Here is a 22,344-nt window from a genome sequence, read left to right as displayed (position 1 = left end):
TTTTTGTTTATATTTTGTGCAAAACGCCCGGTGGCGCTGCGCTTACCGGGCCTACAAAACACGTAGGCCGGGCAAACGCAGTGCCGCCCGGCGTTGTTGAGAACAGCGGAATTATGCGCGCCAGGCTTTATAACGGTTAATCAGGCCGTTGGTGGAGCTGTCGTGGCTGCTAATGTCCTGGTTATCACCCAGCTCTGGCAGGATGCGGTTAGCCAGCTGTTTGCCCAGCTCAACGCCCCACTGGTCAAAGGTGAAGATGTTCAGGATTGCGCCCTGGGTGAAGATTTTGTGCTCATACAGGGCAATCAGCGCGCCCAGGCTGAACGGGGTGATCTCACGCAGCAGGATGGAGTTGGTTGGGCGGTTGCCTTCGAACACTTTGAACGGCGCCACGTGATCCAGGGTCGCCGGATCTTTACCCTGATCGCGATACTCCTGCTCAACCACATCACGCGCTTTACCGAACGCCAGCGCTTCAGTCTGCGCGAAGAAGTTCGACAGCAGCTTCGGATGGTGGTCAGACAGCGGGTTATGCGTGATAGCCGGGGCGATGAAATCGCACGGTACCATTTTGGTGCCCTGGTGGATCAGCTGGTAGAACGCGTGCTGGCCGTTGGTGCCAGGCTCACCCCAGATGATTGGGCCGGTCTGGTAATCCACGGCGTTGCCGTTACGGTCAACGTATTTACCGTTGGATTCCATGTTGCCCTGCTGGAAGTAAGCTGCGAAACGGTGCATGTACTGGTCGTACGGCAGGATCGCTTCGGTTTCGGCACCAAAGAAGTTGTTGTACCAGATGCCGATCAGCGCCAGCAGCACCGGCAGGTTTTTCTCTGCCGGAGTGGTAGAGAAGTGTTTGTCCATCGCATGCGCGCCGGAGAGCAGCTCAACAAAGTTGTCGTAGCCCACGGAGAGGATGATGGACAGACCGATCGCGGACCACAGGGAGTAGCGGCCGCCAACCCAGTCCCAGAACTCGAACATGTTGGCAGTGTCGATGCCGAACTCGCCGACCGCTTTGGCGTTGGTGGAGAGCGCCGCGAAGTGTTTCGCCACGTGCTGCTCATCACCGGCAGTTTTCAGGAACCAGTCGCGCGCGCTGTGGGCGTTGGTCATGGTTTCCTGGGTGGTGAAGGTTTTAGACGCCACCAGGAACAGGGTGCTTTCCGGGTTCACTTTTTTCAGCACTTCGGCGATGTGGGTGCCATCGACGTTAGAGACAAAGTGCATGTTGAGGTGGTTTTTGTACGGACGCAGCGCTTCGGTCACCATGAATGGGCCGAGGTCAGAGCCGCCGATACCGATGTTCACCACGTCGGTGATTGGTTTGCCGGTGTAGCCTTTCCACTGACCTGAGATGATTGCTTCCGAGAAGGTTTTCATCTTTTCCAGCACGGCGTTCACTTCCGGCATCACATCTTTGCCGTCAACGATGATTGGAGTATTGCTACGGTTACGCAGTGCAACATGCAGTACGGCGCGATCTTCGGTGCGGTTGATCTTCTCGCCAGAGAACATGGATTTGATGGCACCGCTCAGATCGGTCTCTTTCGCCAGATCCTGCAGTTTTGCCAGCGTCTCTTCGGTGATACGGTTTTTGGAAAAATCCACCAGCATCTGATCGTCGAAGGTCGCGGAGAACTTATTAAAACGATCGCCGTCTTTCGCGAACAGCTCCGCGATGGTGACGTCTTTCATCTCATCAAAGTGTTTCTGTAATGCCTGCCAGGCTGCAGTCTGCGTTGGATTGATATTTTTCATAGCAATACTCTTCTGAATTGAGAATTGTGACCTCGGTCGATTGTAGCCTCTGTCGCCAAAAATTGTGATGGTTTTTATGCCATTGGCCTGGCCTGCATCAAGTGCAGTGCAAAAGCCCCAAAAGTATAGCTGTTATAAGTCCTGTTTCTCATATGGAAGGCAGCATGAAAAATCCGCATAATCCCGGCGTTGACAGGATCCTCTGCACATTTTATTTATACACACGGTATTTGCGCCTGCACCGATAAAACTATTTTGTCCTTGTGCCATGGTCGCTCTTTTCCTTCCCTGACACGAGGTTGTTATGACGAGTTTTGTTGTCGCCAAGTTTGGCGGTACCAGCGTGGCCGATTTTGATGCCATGAACCGCAGCGCCGATGTGGTGCTGGCCGATCCGAATACCCGGCTGGTGGTGTTGTCTGCTTCGGCGGGCGTCACCAATCTGCTGGTAGCCCTGGCAGAAGGGCTGGAAGCGAGCGAGCGCCAGGCGAAGCTGGAAGCGCTGCACAAAATTCAGTTCGATATCCTTAGCCGCCTGCGCGATCCCAGCGTCATCAGCGAAGAGATTGAGCGCCTACTGGAAAATATCATCACCCTGGCCGAAGCCGCCTCTCTGGCCACCTCCACCGCCCTGACCGACGAGCTGGTCAGCCACGGTGAGCTGATGTCGACCCTGCTGTTTGTCGAAGTGCTGCGCGAGCGTAACGTTCAGTCGCAGTGGTTTGACGTGCGTAAAGTGCTGCGCACCAGCGATCGCTTTGGCCGTGCCGAGCCGGACATTGAGGCCATTGCTGAACTGACCACTCAACAGCTGGCACCGCGTCTGGCGGAAGGGATTGTCATCACCCAGGGCTTTATCGGTAGCGAAGCCAAAGGCCGCACCACTACGCTGGGCCGTGGCGGCAGCGACTACACCGCAGCCCTGCTGGGCGAGGCGCTGCGCGCCTCCCGTGTGGATATCTGGACGGACGTGCCGGGCATCTACACCACCGACCCGCGCGTGGTGCCTGCCGCCAAACGTATTGACGTGATCGCCTTTGAAGAGGCCGCCGAGATGGCGACCTTTGGCGCGAAAGTGCTGCATCCGGCGACATTACTGCCGGCAGTGCGCAGCGACATTCCGGTCTTCGTCGGCTCCAGCAAGGATCCGAAAGCGGGCGGCACCATGGTGTGCAACACCACCGAAAACCCACCGCTGTTCCGCGCCATCGCCCTGCGTCGCAAGCAGACCCTGTTGACCCTGCACAGCCTGAGCATGCTGCACTCCCGCGGCTTCCTGGCCGAGGTGTTCAGCATTCTGGCGCGCCACAGTATCTCGGTTGATCTGGTGACCACCTCAGAGGTGAACATCGCCCTGACCCTGGACACCACCGGCTCAACCTCCACCGGCGATACCCTGTTGACGCAGTCCCTGCTGATGGAGCTCTCCGAACTGTGTCGCGTTGAGGTGGAAGAAGATCTCGCCCTGGTGGCGATTATCGGTAACGAGCTGTCCCGCGCCAGCGGCGTGGGCAAAGAGGTATTTGGCGTGCTGGATCCGTTTAACATCCGCATGATTTGCTATGGCGCATCCAGTTACAACCTCTGCTTCCTGGTACCAGGCCATGAAGCCGAGCAGGTCGTGCAGAAACTGCATCATAACTTGTTTGAGTAACAAAAAAGGCCCGGTAAACCGGGCCCTTTTTTTATCCTGCCAGCACCGTTATCAGCCATCTCTTTTATCCTTTTACACATACCACCTGGCGCAAGGTATGGACGATCTCGACCAGCGATGCCTGCGCCGCCATGACGGCATCGATGTCTTTATAGGCCATCGGTATCTCATCGATAACCTCGCTGTCTTTTCTGCACTCGACGTGAGCCGTTGCGCGAACCTGATCGGCGACGGTGAAGCGTTTTTTGGCCGCCGTGCGGCTCATCACCCGCCCTGCCCCGTGGCTGCAGGAGCAGAAGCTCTCTTCATTGCCCAGGCCGCGCACGATAAAGCTCTTTGCCCCCATCGACCCGGGGATGATCCCCATCTCGCCCTTCTGCGCCGACACCGCCCCTTTGCGCGTCACCAGGACCTCTTCACCAAAATGACGCTCTTTCTGGACATAGTTGTGATGGCAATTCACCGCCTCCTGCTGGGTCAGGAAAGGCTTTGGCACAATACGCGAGAGCGCGGCCAGCACGCGGGACATCATCACCTCGCGGTTATGGCGCGCAAAATCCTGTGCCCACTCCACGGCTTCGATATAGTCGTTATAGTGCCGGCTCCCCTCCTGGAAATAGGCCAGGTTTCTGTCAGGCAGGTTGGCAATATGCTGCTGCATATCCTTCTGCGCCAGCGTGATAAACACATTGCCGATGGCATTGCCCACGCCACGCGAACCGCTGTGCAGCATGACCCAAACGCGTTGCTGCTCATCCAGGCAGATCTCGATAAAGTGGTTCCCGGTGCCCAGCGTCCCCAGATGCTGATGGTTATTGGTTTTCAGCAGTTGCGGATATTTATCCGTCAGCCGTTTGAAGCGCGGTGCCAGCCGGGCCCAGTGATTATCCACTTCATCCGGCGTCTTTGCCCATGCTCCCTTATCGCGATGGGAGCGGGTATTGGTCCGCCCGTGCGGCACCGCCTGTTCAATGGCGCTGCGCAGCCCGTGAAGGTTATCCGGCAGGTCGCCTGCCTGCAGAGATGTCCGCACGGCAATCATCCCGCAGCCGATATCCACCCCCACCGCCGCCGGAATGATGGCCCCTTTGGTGGGGATCACGCTGCCAATGGTAGAGCCTTTTCCGAGATGCACATCCGGCATCACCGCCAGATGTTTAAAAATAAACGGCATCTTTGCGGTATTGAGCAGCTGCTCGCGCGCCTCTGGCTCAACGGGCACCCCGTGCGTCCACATTTTTACCGGTGCGCTGTGCTGCGCCGTTAAAACGTCAAAATCATTCTGTTTCATAGTGCTCATCCTCAGGGCTGTCTGAACCGTCGTGACCACCCTTTTAACGTTGTCTGTTACCGGAAAGTATTGCCAGGAGCGAGCCAGGCTACTCCTGCTGCACACAAAAATATCCTTTTGATTTAAATTGATTTTTTACTGGAAATCACAGCGCATTGCTTAACCGATAGAATATCTTTTATCTTTTAGTATTAGCTTTTATCTTGCAGGATGAACATGAAAAAGCGATGGGGAGTAATTGGGTTACTGGGAACGGTGCCGCGTTGAGGCGGAGGAAGATCTCGCCTGGTGGCGATCATCGGTAATGAGCTACCCCGCGCCAGCGGCGTGGGCAAAGAGGTGTTTGGTGTGCTGGAGCCGTTTAACATCCGCATGATTTGTTACGGTGCATCAAGCTACAACCTTTGCTTCCTGGTGCCGGGCGCTGGGCGCTGGGCGCTGGGCGCTGAAGCGGAGCAGGTTGTGCAGAAACTGCATCGCAATCTGTTTGAATAAAATTATTCAGCAAAAAGAAATAATAAAAAGCCAGGTACAGACCCGGCTTTTTGTCACTGTAAAACACGGTCGCAAGGAATGCTTAATGCACGTATAAGCGGCTCAATGTGTAAAATTACGCCATAATGGAAATGAATTTTACATGGGCTCTAACAGGCGTTAGATGGCTGAATATATTTCATCATGGTTAATGCCCTACCTCGATAAAAATAAATTAAAATGCGGTTTTTAGTTTATTTAACCTGGGATGTCCTCAAGCATATATATTGTATTAATTGCTCGAGTTTCGTATTTACATTCATACACTGGGAATGGGTCAGCGGTGGTAGTGAACGGTTCTTCGTACCAGCAATCATGACTTCTTGGTTTGACATCAGCTACATCAGCACTGTTGCTTGTCGTATAATAATTACCGTCAGAATGATCCTTGAACATGAATTTATATGTAGCTCCTCGGCCTAAAAACCCATTTGGGTAAGCTTCTCGATCATCATCGGTTAGCCATGCTCCATTGAGGCGAACATATGTATTATCAATAATATCACCAATGTCCGCCTTGTATAGCCGATAAATAAGTTCCAATGGCATTTCTTTCATATTAAATCCTTATTATATGACGTAGTGAAGATAGTGAGAGCAAATATATTATTAATAGACACGATACTATCTATTAATATTTCAAGCTGCAGCAAATTCATGCAACAAAACTCTTATAGCATGATCTAAGAATACAAGACAAACAGATTTTAATTGTTTTTTAATTAAATCGATTCAGCATAAAATAAACATATTTAAAGAGAATGAATAAACCTTCGCTATAAATAATAAAGATATATAGTTTATCGACAGACAGGTTATAAGATTGTTTCCTAGAGTTAATAAAGGGATAACACCTGTTCTTTTTTACGGCTTAACCAGACAAATAATATTGGCTTTTGTCTGTGCTCTCCATGATGGCTTCGTCACTTCAAAACCAAAATATTTGCACATACAGCGGGTCTGGCGGTTCAAACCTGATCCAGAGTGAAGCAGAAAGCAAACGGTGCTTCCTGCTTCAGTTTGCACTTTTCGTTACCGGCACGCAGGAGCGCGTTCATCAGACGGCAGATATCCCCTTCTACCGGCGATCATGAATATTATTTGATTGAACAAAATTACTTAGCACGATAAACAATACCTCTAAGCCGGGCTCGATCCCGGCTTTTTTATAACTACATGACACAACACAATCGCAAGGAATCCGTATGTTATCCGCCATCACCCGGCTGTTCCCGTTATGGGCGCTGCTGCTCTCCGTTCTCGCGTATTACACGCCTGGTACCTTTACCGCTATCGGCCCGTGGGTTACCACGCTGCTGATGCTGATCATGTTCGGCATGGGTGTGCACCTGAAAATCGACGATTTTAAACGCGTCCTGTCGCGTCCCGCCCCGGTTGCGGCGGGGATCTTTCTGCACTATCTGGTGATGCCCCTGGCGGCATGGGCCCTGGCTATCGCCTTTAAGATGCCGCCGGACCTCTCCGCCGGGATGGTACTGGTGGGCAGCGTGGCCAGCGGTACCGCCTCCAACGTGATGATCTATCTGGCGAAAGGGGACGTGGCGCTGTCGGTGACCATCTCCTCCGTCTCCACCCTGGTGGGCGTGGTGGCGACTCCGCTGCTGACGCGTCTGTATGTGGATGCCCATATTCAGGTGGATGTGATGGGGATGCTGCTGAGCATTCTGCAAATCGTGGTGATTCCGATTGCGCTGGGGCTGGTGATTCATCACCTGTTCCCGCGTCTGGTGAAAGCCGTAGAGCCCTATTTACCGGCATTTTCGATGGTCTGCATTCTGGCGATCATCAGCGCCGTGGTGGCCGGTTCTGCGGCCCATATCGCCTCTGTCGGTTTTGTGGTGATTATCGCCGTGGTGCTGCACAACATTATTGGCCTGATGGGCGGCTACTGGGGCGGAAAGCTGTTCGGCTTTGACGAATCCACCTGCCGCACGCTGGCGATTGAAGTGGGGATGCAGAACTCCGGCCTCGCCGCAGCTCTCGGCAAAATCTACTTCTCGCCGCTGGCGGCACTGCCGGGCGCGCTCTTCTCGGTATGGCATAACCTTTCCGGCTCGCTGCTGGCGGGTTACTGGTCGGGTAAGCCGCTCGAGGGGCAAAAGAAAAGCGATGTGGTGAAGGAAGGTTAATTCACTTCGCCGCAGCGAAGGCATGCTTTACACTGAAGCCTCTTTCACAGGAGGCTTCAGGTATGTCCACACCAAGATTGACCCAGAAAGAGATGACGGAAAGCGAGCAGCGCGAACTGAAAACCCTGCTCGACCGCGCGCGTATCGCCCATGGCCGTCTGCTGACCAACGCCGAAACCAATCACCTCAAAAAAGAGTACATCGACAAACTGATGGCGCAGCGTGAGCTGGACGCCAAAAAAGCCCGCAAACTTCGAAAAGAGCAGGCTTATAAAGAGGCGACATTTTCCTGGTCGGCGAATACCCCAACCCGTGGAAGGCGCTGATTAGCGCCCTTTCTTTTTACGGCCTGGCGACGTAAAGCGCTTTCCGTTTCCGGCAGGCTTCGCCCGGCTTTTCTCTTCCGATTGCGGAGCCTTAACCACCGGGCGTTTAATGCCCTGGGTTTTCGGTTTGGCTTTGGCTTTGGGTTTCGCTTCCGAGGATGAATTCTCAATCAGCTTAAAGAGCTCAATCAGTTCATCATCGGTCAGATCGCGCCACTCGCCCAGCGGGATGCCGGAGAGGCTGACGTTCATGATGCGTGTACGTTCCAGCTTCGTCACTTCGTAACCGAAATATTCGCACATGCGGCGGATCTGCCGGTTTAACCCCTGAACCAGGGTAATGCGGAACGCGAACGGCGCCTCTTTCTTCACCTTGCACTTTTTCGTCACCGTGCCGAGGATCGGAACGCCTGCGCCCATGCCGCGGATAAAGTCGTCCGTCACCGGTTTGTTAACCGTGACGATGTACTCTTTTTCGTGGTCGTTACCGGCACGCAGGATCTTGTTCACCAGATCGCCGTGGTTGGTGAGGAAAATCAACCCCTGGGAGTCTTTGTCCAGGCGGCCAATCGGGAAGATGCGGCTGCTGTGGTTGACGAAATCCACGATGTTGTCACGCTCGCCATCTTCCGTGGTACTGACAATGCCAACTGGTTTATTCAGCGCGATAAACACCAGGTCTTCTGCGTTACGGGGCTCGATCGTTTGACCATTCACTTTGACCACATCGCCAGGAACGACCTGATCGCCAATGGTGGCGCGTTTACCGTTGATAAACACGTTGCCCTGCTCGATGTAACGGTCAGCCTCGCGGCGCGAGCAGATCCCGCTCTCGCTAATGTATTTGTTTAATCGGGTGGATTGAGTTGGCAGCATAATTTCTCCTGTAGAGGCGAAATATACCTTAGGTTTCGGCTGGTAAAAAGATCGGTCGCGGGCGAAAAAGCGAGGTTTTACTCTTTGCGAAGCGCTTTCAGCATTTGAAGTTTCAGGCTTTACGCCTTCACCCTTCCCTTTTATTTTCTTTCCCTGTGCTCATCGTTTGTAGTTTATAAACAACAGGGAGTATGATGAAAGCGCTCGTTCAGACAGAATCCTTTCGCTGCTGGGAGCAAAATTTAAAAGATCGGCGTGCGAGAACTGTGATAGCAGCCCGTCTCTTCCGACTGGCAAATGGATTATCGGGGGACGTTAAACCTGTAGGTGAAGGAGTAAGCGAACTCAGGATCCACATTGGCCCCGGTTACAGAATCTACTTCAAACAGCAGGGTAAGCAGATCATCCTGCTGCTGTGCGGCGGCGACAAAAGTAACCAGGATAAAGATATCCTTCTGGCCAGAATGCTCGCCAGAACCGTTAAAGTGCAGGAGTAATCTGCCATGAATAAACTAACCTCCTACGATCCCGCAAATGCCCTGGTTGATGATGAGCAGATCGCCATCTTTATGGCTGACGCTTTCGAAACAGGCGATCCCGCCTTTATCGCCGAGGCGCTGGGCGTGGTTGCGCGCACTAAAGGCATGTCAACCATTGCAGAACAAACAGGATTATCACGAGAGCAGCTTTATCGCTCTTTCAGTGAAAAAGGCAACCCAACGCTTAAAACCACGCTCACCGTGATGAAAGCGCTGGGCCTTGGTTTAACCATCAAACATGCAAACAGTTAATACTCATCCCGACCATCGTCCTCATCTGGCTGCTCCATTACGCTGTAAGCCACCGCGCAGAACAGGGAGTTAAGGCGCTTCATGTCGCCAAGCAGCCCTAAGTGCAGGGAGCTGGTCTCAATGCTTTGCACGTTCTGCTGGTGCAGACGGTCAACGTGCGCGTGGGAATAGCGACGGTTGAGAATACGGAACCGGTGTTTATTACGGCGCAGACGGCGGGCGCTGGGTACGTCGCCAGAGAAAAAGACCGACATCGCCAGCTTCAGGTTGGCGAGCAGTTGATCGTGCAGTGCGTCCAGCTCTTTAACCCCTTCCAGGGAGAATGCCCGGCGGGCCGCCAGCGACTTGTCGGCGATTTCGCTCCCCATGCGCTCGACGATGTCGGAGGCCTGCTCCAGGTTGAGCGACATTTCGATGATCTCCGCCCAGCGGCGGGACTCCTCTTCCGCCAGCTCATCTTTTGGCATCCGCGCCAGGTAGAGTTTGATGGCGGTATAGAGCACGTTGATATCGTCGGCGAGTTTACGCAGCGCTTTCTCTTCCCGCGGCTCGCCATGTACCACCTTTTTCAGCCCCTCCAGCATTAACTCCATTGCATCGCCCATGCGCAGCGTTTCGCGGGCGGCATTGGCCAATGCCAGCGCCGGGGTATCAAGCGCGGTGGTATCGAGATGTTTCGGTTTCAGACGGGTATCGAGCTCCGGTTCATCGCGGATGATACGTTCACAGAAGCGCGCCATTGGACCAGCAAAGGGCACCATCGCCACGCAGCGCACCAGGTTATAGAAGACGTGGAAGTAGATGACCATCTCCGATTCCGGCAGCGACAGGTTATCCATCAGGTCCGCCAGCGGCTTAACGAACGGCAGAATAATCAGGCTTCCCACCAGCTTAAACAGCAGGCTGCCAAGCGCCACGCGGCGTGCTGCGGCATTGGCTGCGCTGTTGTTAAGTACCGCCAGCAGGCCGGAGCCAAGGTTCGCACCAATCACCAGACAGAGGGCGACGGGGAAGGAGATGATCCCCGCCGCGGTCAGGGTCGCGGTTAACAGCACCGCCGCCAGGCTGGAGTAGCTGATAAGCGCAAACACCGCACCAATCAACGCATCCAGCATGATGTCGCCGGTCAGTGAAGCGAAGATAACCTGGACGCCGCTGGCCTGCGTAATGGGGGTGACGGCCTGAACGATCAGCTCCAGGGCCAGCAGAATCAGCCCAAGGCCGATCCCCACGCGCCCCAGCTGTCCGGCCCGGGTCTGCTTACGGCCAAGGAAAAATATCACGCCGATAAAGATCAGCAGCGGCGACAGCCAGGAGAGATCAAAGGTCAATACTCGCGCCATCAGCGCGGTCCCTACATCGGCACCGAGAACAATCACCAGCGCAGGCGTCAGCGCCACCAGATCCTGGGCCACAAACGAGGTGACCAGCATTGTGGTGGCATTGCTGCTTTGCACCAGCGCAGTGACGCCAATGCCTGCACAGAACGCGAGCGGCTTTTTCTCAACGCTGCGGCTGAGAACGGTGCGTAAGCGGGCGCCAAAAACGCGCATTACGCCGGTACGAACAATATGGGTGCCCCAGACCAGCAACGCCACGGCAGAAAGCAGATGTAGCAGAGTCAGCACGGATACAGGTTCTCCTTTTCGTTATCGGTTCCTTAAGCCCATGCCAGAAACGCCGGATGGCGCTTCGCTTATCCGGCCTACGCCTGGCCTGAGCTCTTCTCAAGTATAAGGGGTCAAACGTAAGAAAGAGACAGGGCACCCATTGGGTGCCCTGTTTGTTGTAAGGAAACGTGACGTGAGCCGGGCCCTGACCGTCGGCGGTGCAGTCAGATTGCACACAGACTGCCCGCAGTGAGGACAGCCTGGCGCAAGCTGGCAAGTAAGCCAGGTCAGTCGGCGTCGTAGCCGAGGTTTGGCGCTAACCAGCGCTCCACCTCTGCCACGCTCATCCCTTTACGCAGGGCATAATCTTCCACCTGGTCACGCTGGATCTGCGCCACGGCGAAGTATTTGCTGTCAGGGTGACTGAAGTACCAGCCGGAAACCGATGCACCCGGCCACATGGCGAAGGACTCGGTGAGCTTCATGCCGGTATGGGCTTCGACATCCAGAAGCCGCCAGATAGTGCCTTTCTCGGTATGCTCCGGGCAGGCAGGGTAGCCTGGCGCCGGACGGATACCCTGGTAGTTCTCACGGATCAGATCCTCATTGCTGAGATTCTCAGTAGGCGCGTAACCCCAGTGCACCTTACGCACCCGCTCGTGCAGGTATTCCGCAAACGCCTCGGCCAGTCGGTCGGCAATCGCTTTAATCATGATTTTGTTGTAATCATCATGCTGCGCTTCGTAGGCATCCGCCAGTGCGTCCTCCTCCAGCCCGCCGGTCACGGCAAAGGCACCGATGTAGTCCGCTTTGCCGCTCAGCTTCGGCGCGACAAAATCGGCCAGACAGTAGTTGGCAAAACCCACCTTCTCGGTCTGCTGACGCAGATGATGGCTTACGGTCAGTACGTGAGTACGCGTCTCATCGCGATAAATTTCGATATCGTCGCCTACGCGGTTCGCCGGGAACAGCCCCACCACGCCGCGCGGGTTAAGGGTTTTCTCGGCGCTGAGCTTATCGAGCAGGTCGTTGGCATCTTTAAACAGGCGCTTCGCCTCCTCGCCTACCACCTCATCTTCCAGAATGCGCGGGTACTTCCCGGCCAGCGACCAGGTCATAAAGAACGGCGTCCAGTCGATGTAGTTGCGCAGGGTCTCGATGCTGGCCGTTACCTCCTGCACGCCCAGACGATGGGCAACTGGCGGCGTATAGCTCGACCAGTCAAAGGCCAGGTCGTTATCCCGCGCCGCGACCAGCGTTACCGGCGGGGTGCGCGGCTTTTTACGTCCGTGCTGAATGCGCACCGTTTCATACTCTTTGCGGGTTCTGGCAACAAAGTCGTCGCGCTGGGTTTCGGACAGCAGCGCCGAAACCACGCCAACCGTGCGCGAGGCGTTCTGCACGTATACCGTCGGCCCGCTGTAGTTCTGCTCGATCTTCACCGCCGTATGCGCTTTGGAGGTGGTCGCTCCGCCAATGAGCAGCGGAAGGGTAAAGCCCTGGCGCTCCATCTCTTTCGCCACGTTGACCATCTCATCCAGCGACGGGGTAATCAGTCCGGAGAGGCCAATCAGATCGGCATTCACTTCGCGTGCGGTTTTGAGGATTTTCTCCGCCGGCACCATCACGCCCAGATCGATAATCTCGTAGTTATTACACTGCAGCACCACGCCAACGATGTTTTTGCCGATGTCATGCACGTCGCCTTTTACGGTGGCGATGACCATCTTGCCGTTACTGGAGCCTTTCTCTTTGCTGGCTTCGATAAACGGCTCCAGATAGGCCACGGCCTGCTTCATCACGCGGGCGGATTTCACCACCTGCGGCAGGAACATTTTGCCCTCGCCGAACAGATCGCCGACCACGTTCATGCCGTCCATCAGCGGCCCTTCGATCACTTCAATCGGGCGCGCGGCCTGCTGGCGGGCCTCTTCGGTATCCTGCTCGATAAACTCGGTGATGCCTTTTACCAGCGAGTATTCCAGGCGTTTTTTCACATCCCAGGTACGCCACTCCGCCTGCTGAACGTTGGCACTGTCATCAGCTTTGCTGCCGCGATACTTTTCGGCCAGCTCCAGCATGCGCTCGGTGGCATCGTCGCGACGATTCAGGATCACATCCTCAACCGCATCGCGCAGCTCCACTGGCAGGTCGTCATAAATCGCCAGCTGGCCAGCGTTGACGATCCCCATGTCCATGCCGTTACGGATGGCGTAATAGAGGAACACCGCGTGGATCGCCTCACGCACCGGGTCGTTACCGCGGAACGAGAACGAGACGTTGGAGACGCCGCCGGAGATCAGGGCATGCGGCAGCTCGCGCTTGATGTCTTCACATGCGCCGATAAAGTCCTGGGCGTAGTTGTTGTGCTCTTCGATCCCGGTGGCGACGGCAAAGATGTTCGGGTCAAAGATAATGTCTTCCGGTGGGAAGCCGACCTCTTCGGTCAAAATCTGGTATGCGCGGCGGCAAATCTCAATTTTGCGCTCACGGGTATCCGCCTGGCCCACTTCGTCAAAGGCCATCACCACCACGGCTGCACCGTAGCGGCGCACCATTTTCGCGTGGTGGATAAAGGGCTCAACCCCCTCTTTCATTGAGATGGAGTTAACGATCCCCTTGCCCTGAATGCACTTCAGCCCTTTTTCGATCACTTCCCACTTCGAGGAGTCGATCATAATCGGCACGCGGGCAATGTCCGGCTCACCGGCAATCAGGTTGAGGAAACGCACCATTGCCGCTTCGGCGTCGAGCATCCCCTCATCCATGTTGATATCAATGATCTGCGCTCCGCTCTCAACCTGCTGGCGGGCAACGTCCAGCGCTTCGCTGTACTTCTCTTCTTTGATCAGGCGTTTGAACTTCGCGGAGCCGGTCACGTTGGTACGTTCGCCAACGTTCACAAACAGGCTGTCATCGCCAATGTTCAGCGGCTCAAGACCAGACAGTCGACAGGCCACCGGCAGGTCGGGGAGCTTACGTGGCGCCAGGCCCGCCACCGCGTTGCTCATGGCAGCAATGTGCTCTGGCGTGGTGCCGCAGCAGCCGCCGACGATATTCAGGAACCCGGATTCGGCCCACTCGCGGATCTGCGCCGCCATGGTGGCGGCATCGAGATCGTACTCACCAAAGGCGTTTGGCAGGCCGGCATTCGGGTGGGCAGTGACGTAGCACTCCGCGATGCGCGACAGCTCCTGCACATACTGGCGCAGTTCGTCCGGCCCCAGGGCACAGTTCAGGCCAAAGGTCAGCGCATCGGCATGGCGCAGGGAGTTATAAAAAGCTTCGGTCGTCTGTCCGGAAAGGGTACGGCCAGAGGCATCGGTGATGGTGCCGGAGATCATGATCGGCAGATCGACGCCCAGGGCTTCGAACTCCTCTTTCACCGCGTAGATAGCGGCTTTGGCGTTGAGCGTATCGAAGACCGTTTCAATCATGATCAGATCGACACCGCCTTCCACCAGCGCTTTGGTGGACTCGCGGTACGCGGTCACCAGCTGGTCAAAGGTGATATTACGAAAAGCCGGATCGTTCACATCCGGCGAGATAGAGGCGGTGCGGTTGGTCGGGCCAAGCACGCCCGCCACATAGCGCGGTTTCTCTGGCGTGCGGGCCGTCCACTCATCGGCGCAGGCGCGGGCCAGCTTCGCAGCCTCGTAGTTGATCTCCGCCGACAGGGATTCCATCTCGTAATCCGCCATGGCGATGGTTGTCGAGTTAAAGGTGTTGGTCTCAACGATATCCGCACCCGCCTCGAAATAGGCGTAGTGAATGGCGGCGATAATCTCTGGCTTGCTGAGTACCAGCAGGTCATTGTTACCTTTCAGATCGCAGGGCCAGTCGGCGAAACGGTCGCCGCGAAAGTCGTCTTCACTCAGACGATAGCTCTGGATCATGGTGCCCATACCGCCATCCAGTACCAGAATGCGTTCATTTAACTGCGCACGCAGTTGATCTACTTTGCTGCTCACACTTGCTCCCGACAACGCTCAACCAGGCCAAAAGGCCAGCAGTCCATACTGGCATAATCTTGCTAAGGGGAAAAGTCACACCGCGGTAACATGAGACATGTTCAGCATGACTCATCCGATCAGTCAGGATAACGGTTGCAAAATACCCAAATAAAACGAAAATGATTTCCACGATACAGAAAAAAGGAGCCTGCCATGGTCGCCACCGTTCCCGCTAAACGCGGCAGAAAACCCGCCGCCGCGACCGCCCAGGCAGGCGGTCAAGTCCAGTCCCTGACCCGGGGGTTAAAGCTCCTCGAATGGATAGCCGAGTCGCACAGCAGCGTGGCGCTAACGGAGCTGGCCCAGCAGGCAGGTCTGCCAAATTCCACCACCCATCGCCTGCTGACCACCATGCAGCAGCTGGGCTTTGTCCGTCAGGTGGGCGAGCTCGGGCACTGGTCCGTGGGTGCCCACGCGTTTATTGTCGGCAGCAGCTTTTTGCAGAGCCGTAATCTGCTCGCCATTGTCCATCCGATCCTGCGCAAGCTGATGGAAGACTCCGGCGAGACGGTCAACCTGGCGGTGCTCGATCAGAGCGATCACCAGGCGATTATTATCGACCAGGTGCAGTGTACCCAACTGATGCGCATGTCGGCCCCGATTGGCGGCAAGCTGCCGATGCACGCCTCCGGGGCAGGAAAGGCGTTTTTGTCCCAGCTCAGCGAGGAGCAGGTGACGGGTCTGCTGCACCGCAAAGGCTTACACGCCTATACCCATGCGACGCTGGTATCACCGGTCCATCTGAAAGAGGATTTAGCCCTGACGCGCAAGCGCGGCTACTCCTTCGATGATGAAGAGCATGCTCTCGGCCTGCGCTGTATTGCCGCCTGCATTTATGATGAGCACCGCGAGCCGTTTGCCGCTATCTCCATCTCCGGGCCAATCTCACGGATGACCGACGACCGGGTGACTGAGCTGGGGGCGCTGGTGATTAAGGCGGCGAAAGAGGTGACGCTGGCGTATGGTGGGATTCGTTAAGTCTTCAATGCCCGGCGGCGCTATGCTTGCACGGGCCTACAAAATTCTGTAGGCCGGGTAAGGCGCAGCCGCCACCCGGCGTTAAGCCGCATACTTCACGCTAAACCGCTGCTTACGCCGGTAAGCATAAACATCTTCCACATGCCCGTTCTTAATGCGGGTTTGCAGGCCACGCCAGTAATCGGCGCGAAACAGATCGGCATGCATCTCTTTAAACAGTGCTCCGATACGCGGGTCAGCGCATAACCAGTGGCGAAACTCCTCCGGGAAGACATCCCCCGGCGAGACGCTGTACCACGGCTCGCTGGCGAGCTCATCTTCCGGGTAGCGCGGCGGCGGGATTTCACGAAAATTCACTTCCGTCATGTAGCAGATTTCGTCGTAGTCATAGAACACGACCCGCCCGTGACGGGTGACGCCAAAGTTTTTAAACAGCATGTCGCCCGGGAAGATATTGGCTGCCGCCAGCTGCCGGATGGCATTGCCGTACTCTTCAATCGCATCGTGCAGCGCCTGCCCCTCTGACTGCTCCAGCCAGATATTGAGCGGCACCATCCGCCGTTCAATGTAGAGATGACTGATGGCGATTTTATCCCCCAGATCGCTGATTTTTTCTGGCGCTTCCTGGAGCAACAGCGCCATCAGCTGCGGCGCAATCTGTCGCTTATCGAGAACAAAATTCTCAAACTCCTGGGTATCCGCCATGCGCCCGACGCGATCGTGCTCCTTAACCAGCTGGTAGCAGGCGCGCACATGGGCGGCAGACATCTCTTTCTGTGGAGCGAATTTATCCTTTATCACCTTAAACACCCGGTCAAAACCCGGCAGGGTAAAGACCAGCATCACCATACCGCGAATGCCTGGCGCCTCGATAAACTGCTCATCGGCATGGGCGATATAGTGCAGGTATTCCCGGTAGCTCTCGGTTTTCGCATGTTTCTGGCAACCTATCGCCATATACAACTCAGCGGTGGTTTTACCGGGCAGGATCTCACGCAGCCACTCCACCAACGCGCCTGGCAGGGGGGCGTAAACCATAAAATAGGAACGGGCGAAGCCGAAAACAATGCTCGCTTCGGCGCTGGTGGTCAGGCAGGTATCCACCACCAGTTCACCTTCGTCGCTGCGGTGAATGGGCAATAAAAACGGCAGTGTGGCGTCCGGGGTAATCAGTTTCCCCACCAGCCAGGCGGCTTTGTTGCGGTAGAACAGTTCATTCGCCACCTGTAAATGAGAGTCTGGCAGCGTGTCCGAGCCGAGCGTTTCCAAAAGATGGGCGATGATATACCCGACATCACGCGGGCGATTTTGCCACGGCAGACGCAGAGGGAGATCGGCCAACACTTTGGTTAACAACGCCTCCCACCCCTGTTCAGGGTAGAAATCTTTCGCCAGCGGACGCGGCAGGGCGCGGAAACGTTGCCCCGGCTGAGAGCTGAAAATAAAAAGCCGCTCCGGTGACAGCGAGCGGTGATCAAACAGCCGACAGTAGACGGAGTTGAAAAAGCTTTCCGCAATCTCATAGCGCGGATAGTCCGGCAGCAGCTGGGTGTAATGGCTTTTCACCCGCAGCAAAAAAGCGGCATCAATATCAATACTGCCGGTGATGCAGCGCAGCTGCTCTACCACCAGACCCACATGATGATCGTAGAGATGAATACGCTGTTTCATGGCCTGCTGCACGGCGTGCCAGTCTGCCTGCTCGAAGCGCTGCTGCGCCCCGCCCGTCACTTCCAGAAAACGGCCATACTGAGCATCAAAGCCCTGCAAAATGGTCTGCGCAATCAGTAATTCCAGGCCACGCGACATAGATGTCCCTCACCCCAGGAAACAGAACCGTAGGCCCGGTAAGCGCAATGCCACCGGGCGTTTCCGTTATCAGAACTGCGCTTCTTCGGTCGACCCGGTCAGGGCGGTGACGGAGGAGGCGCCGCCCTGAATGATGGTGGTCACTCTGTCGAAGTAGCCTGTTCCTACTTCCTGCTGGTGCGAGACGAAGGTATAGCCCTTTTGACTTGCTGCGAACTCCGGCTGCTGGACTTTCTCGACGTAGTGCTTCATGCCCTCGCCCTGCGCGTAGGCGTGCGCCAGGTCGAACATGTTAAACCACATGCTGTGAATGCCCGCGAGGGTGATGAACTGATACTTGTAGCCCATGTCCGACAGTTCCTGCTGGAAGCTGGCGATCGTTTTATCGTCCAGATTTTTCTGCCAGTTAAAGGACGGTGAGCAGTTATAAGCCAGCAGTTTGCCCGGATATTTCGCATGGATGGCATCGGCAAAGCGTTTCGCCAGCGCCAGATCCGGGGTGGAGGTTTCGCACCACACCAGGTCAGCATAGGGGGCATACGCCAGACCGCGGCTGATCGCCTGCTCAATGCCGGCATGGGTACGATAGAACCCTTCGCTGGTGCGTTCGCCGGTAATAAACTGGCTGTCGTAAGGGTCGCAGTCGGAGGTGATCAGATCTGCGGCATCGGCATCGGTACGGGCAATCACCAGCGTCGGGACGCCCATGACGTCAGCGGCCAGACGGGCAGCCACCAGTTTCTGGATCGCCTCCTGAGTCGGAACCAGCACTTTGCCGCCCATGTGTCCGCACTTCTTCACAGAGGCCAGCTGATCTTCGAAGTGGACAGCCGCTGCACCGGCTTCAATCATCGATTTCATCAGCTCAAAGGCATTCAGAACCCCACCAAAGCCCGCCTCGGCGTCGGCCACAATCGGCAGGAAATAATCGACGAAGCGCGGATCGTTTGGCTCAATACCGGATGCCCACTGGATCTGATCCGCACGACGGAAGGTATTGTTGATTCGCTCCACCACGGCCGGGACGGAATTCGCCGGATAGAGGGACTGATCTGGGTACATGCTGGACGCGAGGTTGGCATCTGCCGCCACCTGCCAGCCTGACAGATAGACCGCTTCAATGCCCGCTTTCGCCTGCTGCAACGCCTGGCCGCCCGTCAGCGCGCCGAGGCTGTTGATGTAGCCTTTCTTCGACTCGCCGTGCAGCAGACGCCACATTTTGGCGGCACCCAGCTGCGCCAGGGTGTATTCCAGGTTTACCGAGCCGCGTAACTTCACCACATCCTCAGCGCTATAAGGGCGTTCAATGCCTTCCCAGCGCGGCTGAGTCCACTCATTCTGTAATGCTTCGATCTGTTGGGTACGGGTTTTCATGTGCAGATGCTCCATATTGTTATGTGGTGAAATCAGGCCAGCAGGCGGTAGCCCGGCAGCGTCAGGAAGTCGATTAAGTCATCTGAGGTGGTGATTTGTTCCATCAGGCGCGCGGCGGCGTCGAAGCGACCGCTGCTGAAGCGGTGCTCGCCCAGCTCTTCCTGAATGTTCAGCATCTCTTCCGACAGCATCTGGCGGAACAGGGCTTTGGTGACGGGCTTGCCGTTGCTGAGCGTTTTCTGATGATGGATCCACTGCCAGATAGAGGTGCGGGAGATCTCGGCGGTGGCGGCATCCTCCATCAGACCGTAAATCGGTACACAGCCGTTACCGGAGATCCACGCTTCGATGTACTGCACGGCCACGCGAATATTGGCGCGCATCCCCTCTTCGGTGCGCTCGCCCTCGCACGGTTCGAGAAGCTGTGCAGCGGTAACGGGCGCATCATCTTCACGGGTCACGTGCAGCTGGTTTTTGTTATCGCCCAGGATGCGGTTAAACACCTCCATGGCGGTATCTGCCAGGCCGGGGTGCGCCACCCACGTACCGTCATGGCCGTTGCTGGCCTCCAGCTCTTTATCGGCCTTCACTTTATTCAGCACCTGGGTATTACGCTCGCTGTCTTTGCTGGGAATAAAAGCAGCCATGCCGCCCATCGCGAAGGCGCCGCGTTTGTGGCAGGTTTTGATCAGCAGACGCGAGTAGGCATTGAGGAAAGATTTATCCATCGTCACCACCTGACGATCCGGCAGGACGCGATCCGGGTGGTTCTTCAGGGTTTTGATATAGCTGAAGATGTAATCCCAGCGGCCACAGTTCAGGCCAACAATGTGGTCACGCAGGGCATGCAGAATCTCATCCATCTGGAAAACCGCAGGCAACGTTTCAATCAGCAGCGTGGCCTTGATGGTGCCGCGCGGCAGTTCAAAACGGTCTTCAGTGTAACTAAAGACCTCACTCCACCAGGCCGCCTCCTGCCATGACTGCGTTTTTGGCAGATAGAAGTAAGGTCCGCTGCCTTTTGCCAGCAGGTTTTTATGGTTATGGAAGAAGTAGAGCGCAAAATCGAACAGGCTGCCGGGGATCGCCTCATTGTTCCAGGTGACATGCTTTTCCGGTAAATGCAGGCCACGTACGCGGCAAACCAGTACCGCCGGGTTGGGCTTAAGCTGGTAGATTTTGCCAGCTTCGTTGGTGTGGCTGATGGTGCCATCAACCGCATCACGCAGGTTGATCTGCCCATCAATCACTTTATTCCAGTCGGGTGCCAGTGAATCTTCAAAATCGGCCATAAAGACCTTCACATTGGCGTTCAGCGCGTTGATCACCATCTTGCGCTCAACCGGGCCGGTGATTTCAACGCGTCGGTCCTGCAGATCCTGCGGGATACCGCGGATCGTCCAGTTACCTTCACGAATGGAAGCAGTTTCCGAAATAAAGTCAGGCAGCTTGCCATTATCAATGTCTTGCTGCTGCTGGATGCGTGCCGCCAGTAATTTATTGCGCTTTGGCGTGAAGCGAGTTACCAGCTCGGTAAGGAACTCTACGGCATCGGCGGTCAGGATCTGCTTCTCCTGCTCACCATGCGGTTGAGTAAAGGACAGTTCATCGATAATGGTTGCCTGTTGATTCATTGCGCTGCTCCTCTTCATTGATCCGAATTTATTTCCCCCACGCGAACGAAAGATCCTTGTGTAGTTTTCGTTCAGCAGAATTAAGACTATCTCGCTCTACGATAAAATCAAAAACAATTTCCATTTTTAATTTAAATGCTTGGTAACTTGCTGATAAAAATGAATTTAAAAATTTTTCTATAGACGGAGTGAATTTCGGAAATAAAAAAGGCACCCGAAGGTGCCTTAACTGGAGAGCTGAAACGCTACAGGATGAGGATCGTCAGAGGATTAATCCAGCGTCGGATTCATGTGGCGCAGATCGTACGGCGTGATCTGGTAGACGTAGTAGTTAAGCCAGTTGGTAAACAGCAGATTGCCGTGGCTGCGCCAGGTGGCACGTGGTTTGTTCTGCGGATCGTTTTGCGGGAAATAGTTGTACGGTACGTCCGGATTCAAACCCGCTTCCACATCGCGGAAATATTCGCTCGCCAGGGTATCTGGATCGTATTCCGGATGACCGGTGACAAAAGCAATACGCTTGTCTTTGCTGGCAAACAGATAGGCATCGCCCTCTTCGGTTTCCGCGAGGATCTCAAGATCGGTGTAGTCGCGGATCAGGGCAGCCGGGAAATCGGCATAGCGTGAATGCGGCGCCAGGAAGGAGTCATCAAACCCGCGAGTCAGCAGCGCATGAGGGTGCAGAATATGATGCTCGTAGACACCAGAGAGCTTTTCGGTACGGGTTTGTTTAGGGATGCCGTAAAGAATGTTGAGCGCCGCCTGGACCGCCCAGCAGACGAACAGAGTTGAAGTGACATGATCTTTGGCCCACTCCAGCACCTGCTTGATTTGCGGCCAGTAAGCCACGTCGTTGAATTCAACCAGGCCCAGTGGCGCACCGGTGACGATCAGTCCATCGAAATTCTCGTCGCGGATGTCTTCGAAATTACAGTAGAAGTTATTGAGATGCTCTGTCGGCGTATTGCGGGATTCACGCGCATCAATACGCAGCAGCTGAATATCGACCTGCAGCGGGGAGTTTGAGAGCAAGCGGAGGAACTGGTTTTCTGTCTCAATCTTCTTTGGCATCAGGTTCAGGATAAGCACCTTCAGAGGACGAATTTCCTGACCTGTAGCGCGCGAAGCCGTCATGACAAAGACATTCTCTTCACGCAAGAAATTGACGGCTGGTAGCTCGTCCTGCACCCGAATCGGCATAACCTTACATCCTCACAGCATACGTATAAACGTTTAGACATCCAGATAGCTGACAATAACCAGGAATAACCTAAATGTCGAGTCTGCATGTGAAAGGTGAGAAAGTTTCAAGAAAGGGATAGCCGTAGGCCGGGTAAGGCGAAGCCGCCGCCCGGCTTTTTTAACGCCCAACGCAAAAAGCCCATCCGTGAGGATGGGCTTTCGGCTTGTTTGATACCTGGCAGTTCCCTACTCTCGCATGGGGAGACCCCACACTACCATCGGCGCTACGGCGTTTCACTTCTGAGTTCGGCATGGGGTCAGGTGGGACCACCGCGCTACAGCCGCCAGGCAAATTCTGTAA

The 22,344-nt window shown here is 55.5% G+C and carries 16 protein-coding genes, 1 rRNA gene and 1 pseudogene; 7 read left to right on the top strand and 11 right to left on the bottom strand.

What is annotated here, in order from left to right:
- Positions 1–111 precede the first annotated feature (111 nt).
- A complete protein-coding gene (pgi, locus tag C3406_RS24220; protein ID WP_103825383.1) occupies positions 112–1,761 on the bottom strand; it encodes a glucose-6-phosphate isomerase in 1,650 nt (549 codons plus the stop codon).
- Positions 1,762–2,065: 304 nt separating this feature from the next.
- Between pgi and lysC the strand changes: the two genes are divergently transcribed.
- A complete protein-coding gene (gene lysC, locus C3406_RS24215; RefSeq protein ID WP_103825382.1) occupies positions 2,066–3,415 on the top strand; it encodes a lysine-sensitive aspartokinase 3 in 1,350 nt (449 codons plus the stop codon).
- A gap of 64 nt (positions 3,416–3,479) precedes the next feature.
- Here the strand turns inward: lysC and C3406_RS24210 are convergent, their stop codons facing one another.
- Positions 3,480–4,706: an RtcB family protein gene (locus tag C3406_RS24210; protein WP_103825381.1), complete on the bottom strand. Its 1,227-nt coding sequence runs from the start codon at positions 4,704–4,706 to the stop codon at positions 3,480–3,482.
- Positions 4,707–4,962: 256 nt separating this feature from the next.
- On the opposite strand from C3406_RS24210, the pseudogene C3406_RS24205 reads away from it, so the two are divergent.
- Positions 4,963–5,201, top strand: a pseudogene (locus tag C3406_RS24205) (ACT domain-containing protein); the annotation flags it as partial.
- A 237-nt stretch (positions 5,202–5,438) separates the two neighbouring features.
- Here the strand turns inward: C3406_RS24205 and C3406_RS24200 are convergent.
- On the bottom strand, positions 5,439–5,798 hold the full coding sequence (locus C3406_RS24200) for a hypothetical protein (RefSeq protein WP_103825380.1): 360 nt from the start codon (positions 5,796–5,798) through the stop codon (positions 5,439–5,441).
- A 647-nt stretch (positions 5,799–6,445) separates the two neighbouring features.
- Between C3406_RS24200 and panS the strand changes: the two genes are divergently transcribed.
- A complete protein-coding gene (gene panS, locus C3406_RS24195; RefSeq protein WP_103825379.1) occupies positions 6,446–7,390 on the top strand; it encodes a ketopantoate/pantoate/pantothenate transporter PanS in 945 nt (314 codons plus the stop codon).
- Between the two features lie 62 nt (positions 7,391–7,452).
- Positions 7,453–7,716, top strand: a complete 264-nt coding sequence (locus C3406_RS24190; RefSeq protein WP_103825378.1) for a YjbD family protein — start codon at positions 7,453–7,455, stop codon at positions 7,714–7,716.
- Here the strand turns inward: C3406_RS24190 and rluF are convergent, their stop codons facing one another.
- Positions 7,717–8,592, bottom strand: a complete 876-nt coding sequence (rluF, locus tag C3406_RS24185) for a 23S rRNA pseudouridine(2604) synthase RluF (protein WP_103825377.1) — start codon at positions 8,590–8,592, stop codon at positions 7,717–7,719.
- A gap of 194 nt (positions 8,593–8,786) precedes the next feature.
- Between rluF and C3406_RS24180 the strand changes: the two genes are divergently transcribed.
- Positions 8,787–9,089 carry a type II toxin-antitoxin system RelE/ParE family toxin gene (locus C3406_RS24180; RefSeq protein WP_103825376.1) on the top strand — a complete coding sequence of 101 codons (303 nt, stop codon included), beginning with the start codon at positions 8,787–8,789 and terminating at the stop codon, positions 9,087–9,089.
- Between the two features lie 6 nt (positions 9,090–9,095).
- Positions 9,096–9,383, top strand: a complete 288-nt coding sequence (locus C3406_RS24175) for an addiction module antidote protein (RefSeq protein WP_103825375.1) — start codon at positions 9,096–9,098, stop codon at positions 9,381–9,383.
- On the opposite strand, the gene C3406_RS24170 is transcribed toward C3406_RS24175, so the two are convergent.
- Both C3406_RS24170 and metH read right to left on the bottom strand, forming a co-directional pair.
- Positions 9,380–11,011: a Na/Pi cotransporter family protein gene (locus tag C3406_RS24170; protein WP_103825374.1), complete on the bottom strand. Its 1,632-nt coding sequence runs from the start codon at positions 11,009–11,011 to the stop codon at positions 9,380–9,382. The two genes, C3406_RS24175 and C3406_RS24170, sit on opposite strands and share 4 nt — an antisense overlap.
- Before the next feature lie 269 nt (positions 11,012–11,280).
- A complete protein-coding gene (gene metH / locus C3406_RS24165; protein WP_103825373.1) occupies positions 11,281–14,964 on the bottom strand; it encodes a methionine synthase in 3,684 nt (1,227 codons plus the stop codon).
- Positions 14,965–15,159: 195 nt separating this feature from the next.
- On the opposite strand from metH, the gene iclR reads away from it, so the two are divergent.
- On the top strand, positions 15,160–15,984 hold the full coding sequence (iclR, locus tag C3406_RS24160; protein ID WP_103177822.1) for a glyoxylate bypass operon transcriptional repressor IclR: 825 nt from the start codon (positions 15,160–15,162) through the stop codon (positions 15,982–15,984).
- Positions 15,985–16,065: 81 nt separating this feature from the next.
- On the opposite strand, the gene aceK is transcribed toward iclR, so the two are convergent.
- The 5 genes from aceK to rrf all read right to left on the bottom strand — a co-directional run bounded on the left by aceK (position 16,066) and on the right by rrf (position 22,332).
- Positions 16,066–17,793 carry a bifunctional isocitrate dehydrogenase kinase/phosphatase gene (gene aceK / locus C3406_RS24155; RefSeq protein ID WP_103825372.1) on the bottom strand — a complete coding sequence of 576 codons (1,728 nt, stop codon included), beginning with the start codon at positions 17,791–17,793 and terminating at the stop codon, positions 16,066–16,068.
- A 69-nt stretch (positions 17,794–17,862) separates the two neighbouring features.
- Positions 17,863–19,167 (bottom strand): isocitrate lyase, encoded by a 1,305-nt coding sequence (gene aceA, locus C3406_RS24150; RefSeq protein ID WP_103825371.1) that lies wholly within the window; start codon positions 19,165–19,167, stop codon positions 17,863–17,865.
- Positions 19,168–19,199: 32 nt separating this feature from the next.
- Positions 19,200–20,801 carry a malate synthase A gene (gene aceB, locus C3406_RS24145; RefSeq protein ID WP_103177819.1) on the bottom strand — a complete coding sequence of 534 codons (1,602 nt, stop codon included), beginning with the start codon at positions 20,799–20,801 and terminating at the stop codon, positions 19,200–19,202.
- A gap of 270 nt (positions 20,802–21,071) precedes the next feature.
- Entirely contained in the window at positions 21,072–22,001 is a 930-nt protein-coding gene (gene metA / locus C3406_RS24135; protein WP_103825369.1) for a homoserine O-acetyltransferase MetA, read from the bottom strand.
- A gap of 215 nt (positions 22,002–22,216) precedes the next feature.
- Positions 22,217–22,332: ribosomal RNA gene (gene rrf / locus C3406_RS24130) — 5S ribosomal RNA — on the bottom strand.
- Positions 22,333–22,344 lie beyond the last annotated feature (12 nt).

Source organism: Leclercia sp. LSNIH8 (assembly GCF_002920195.1).
GTDB lineage: Bacteria > Pseudomonadota > Gammaproteobacteria > Enterobacterales > Enterobacteriaceae > Enterobacter.
The sequence above is the reverse complement of the archived record's forward strand: the minus strand, read 5'-3'. Positions and strand labels throughout refer to the sequence as shown.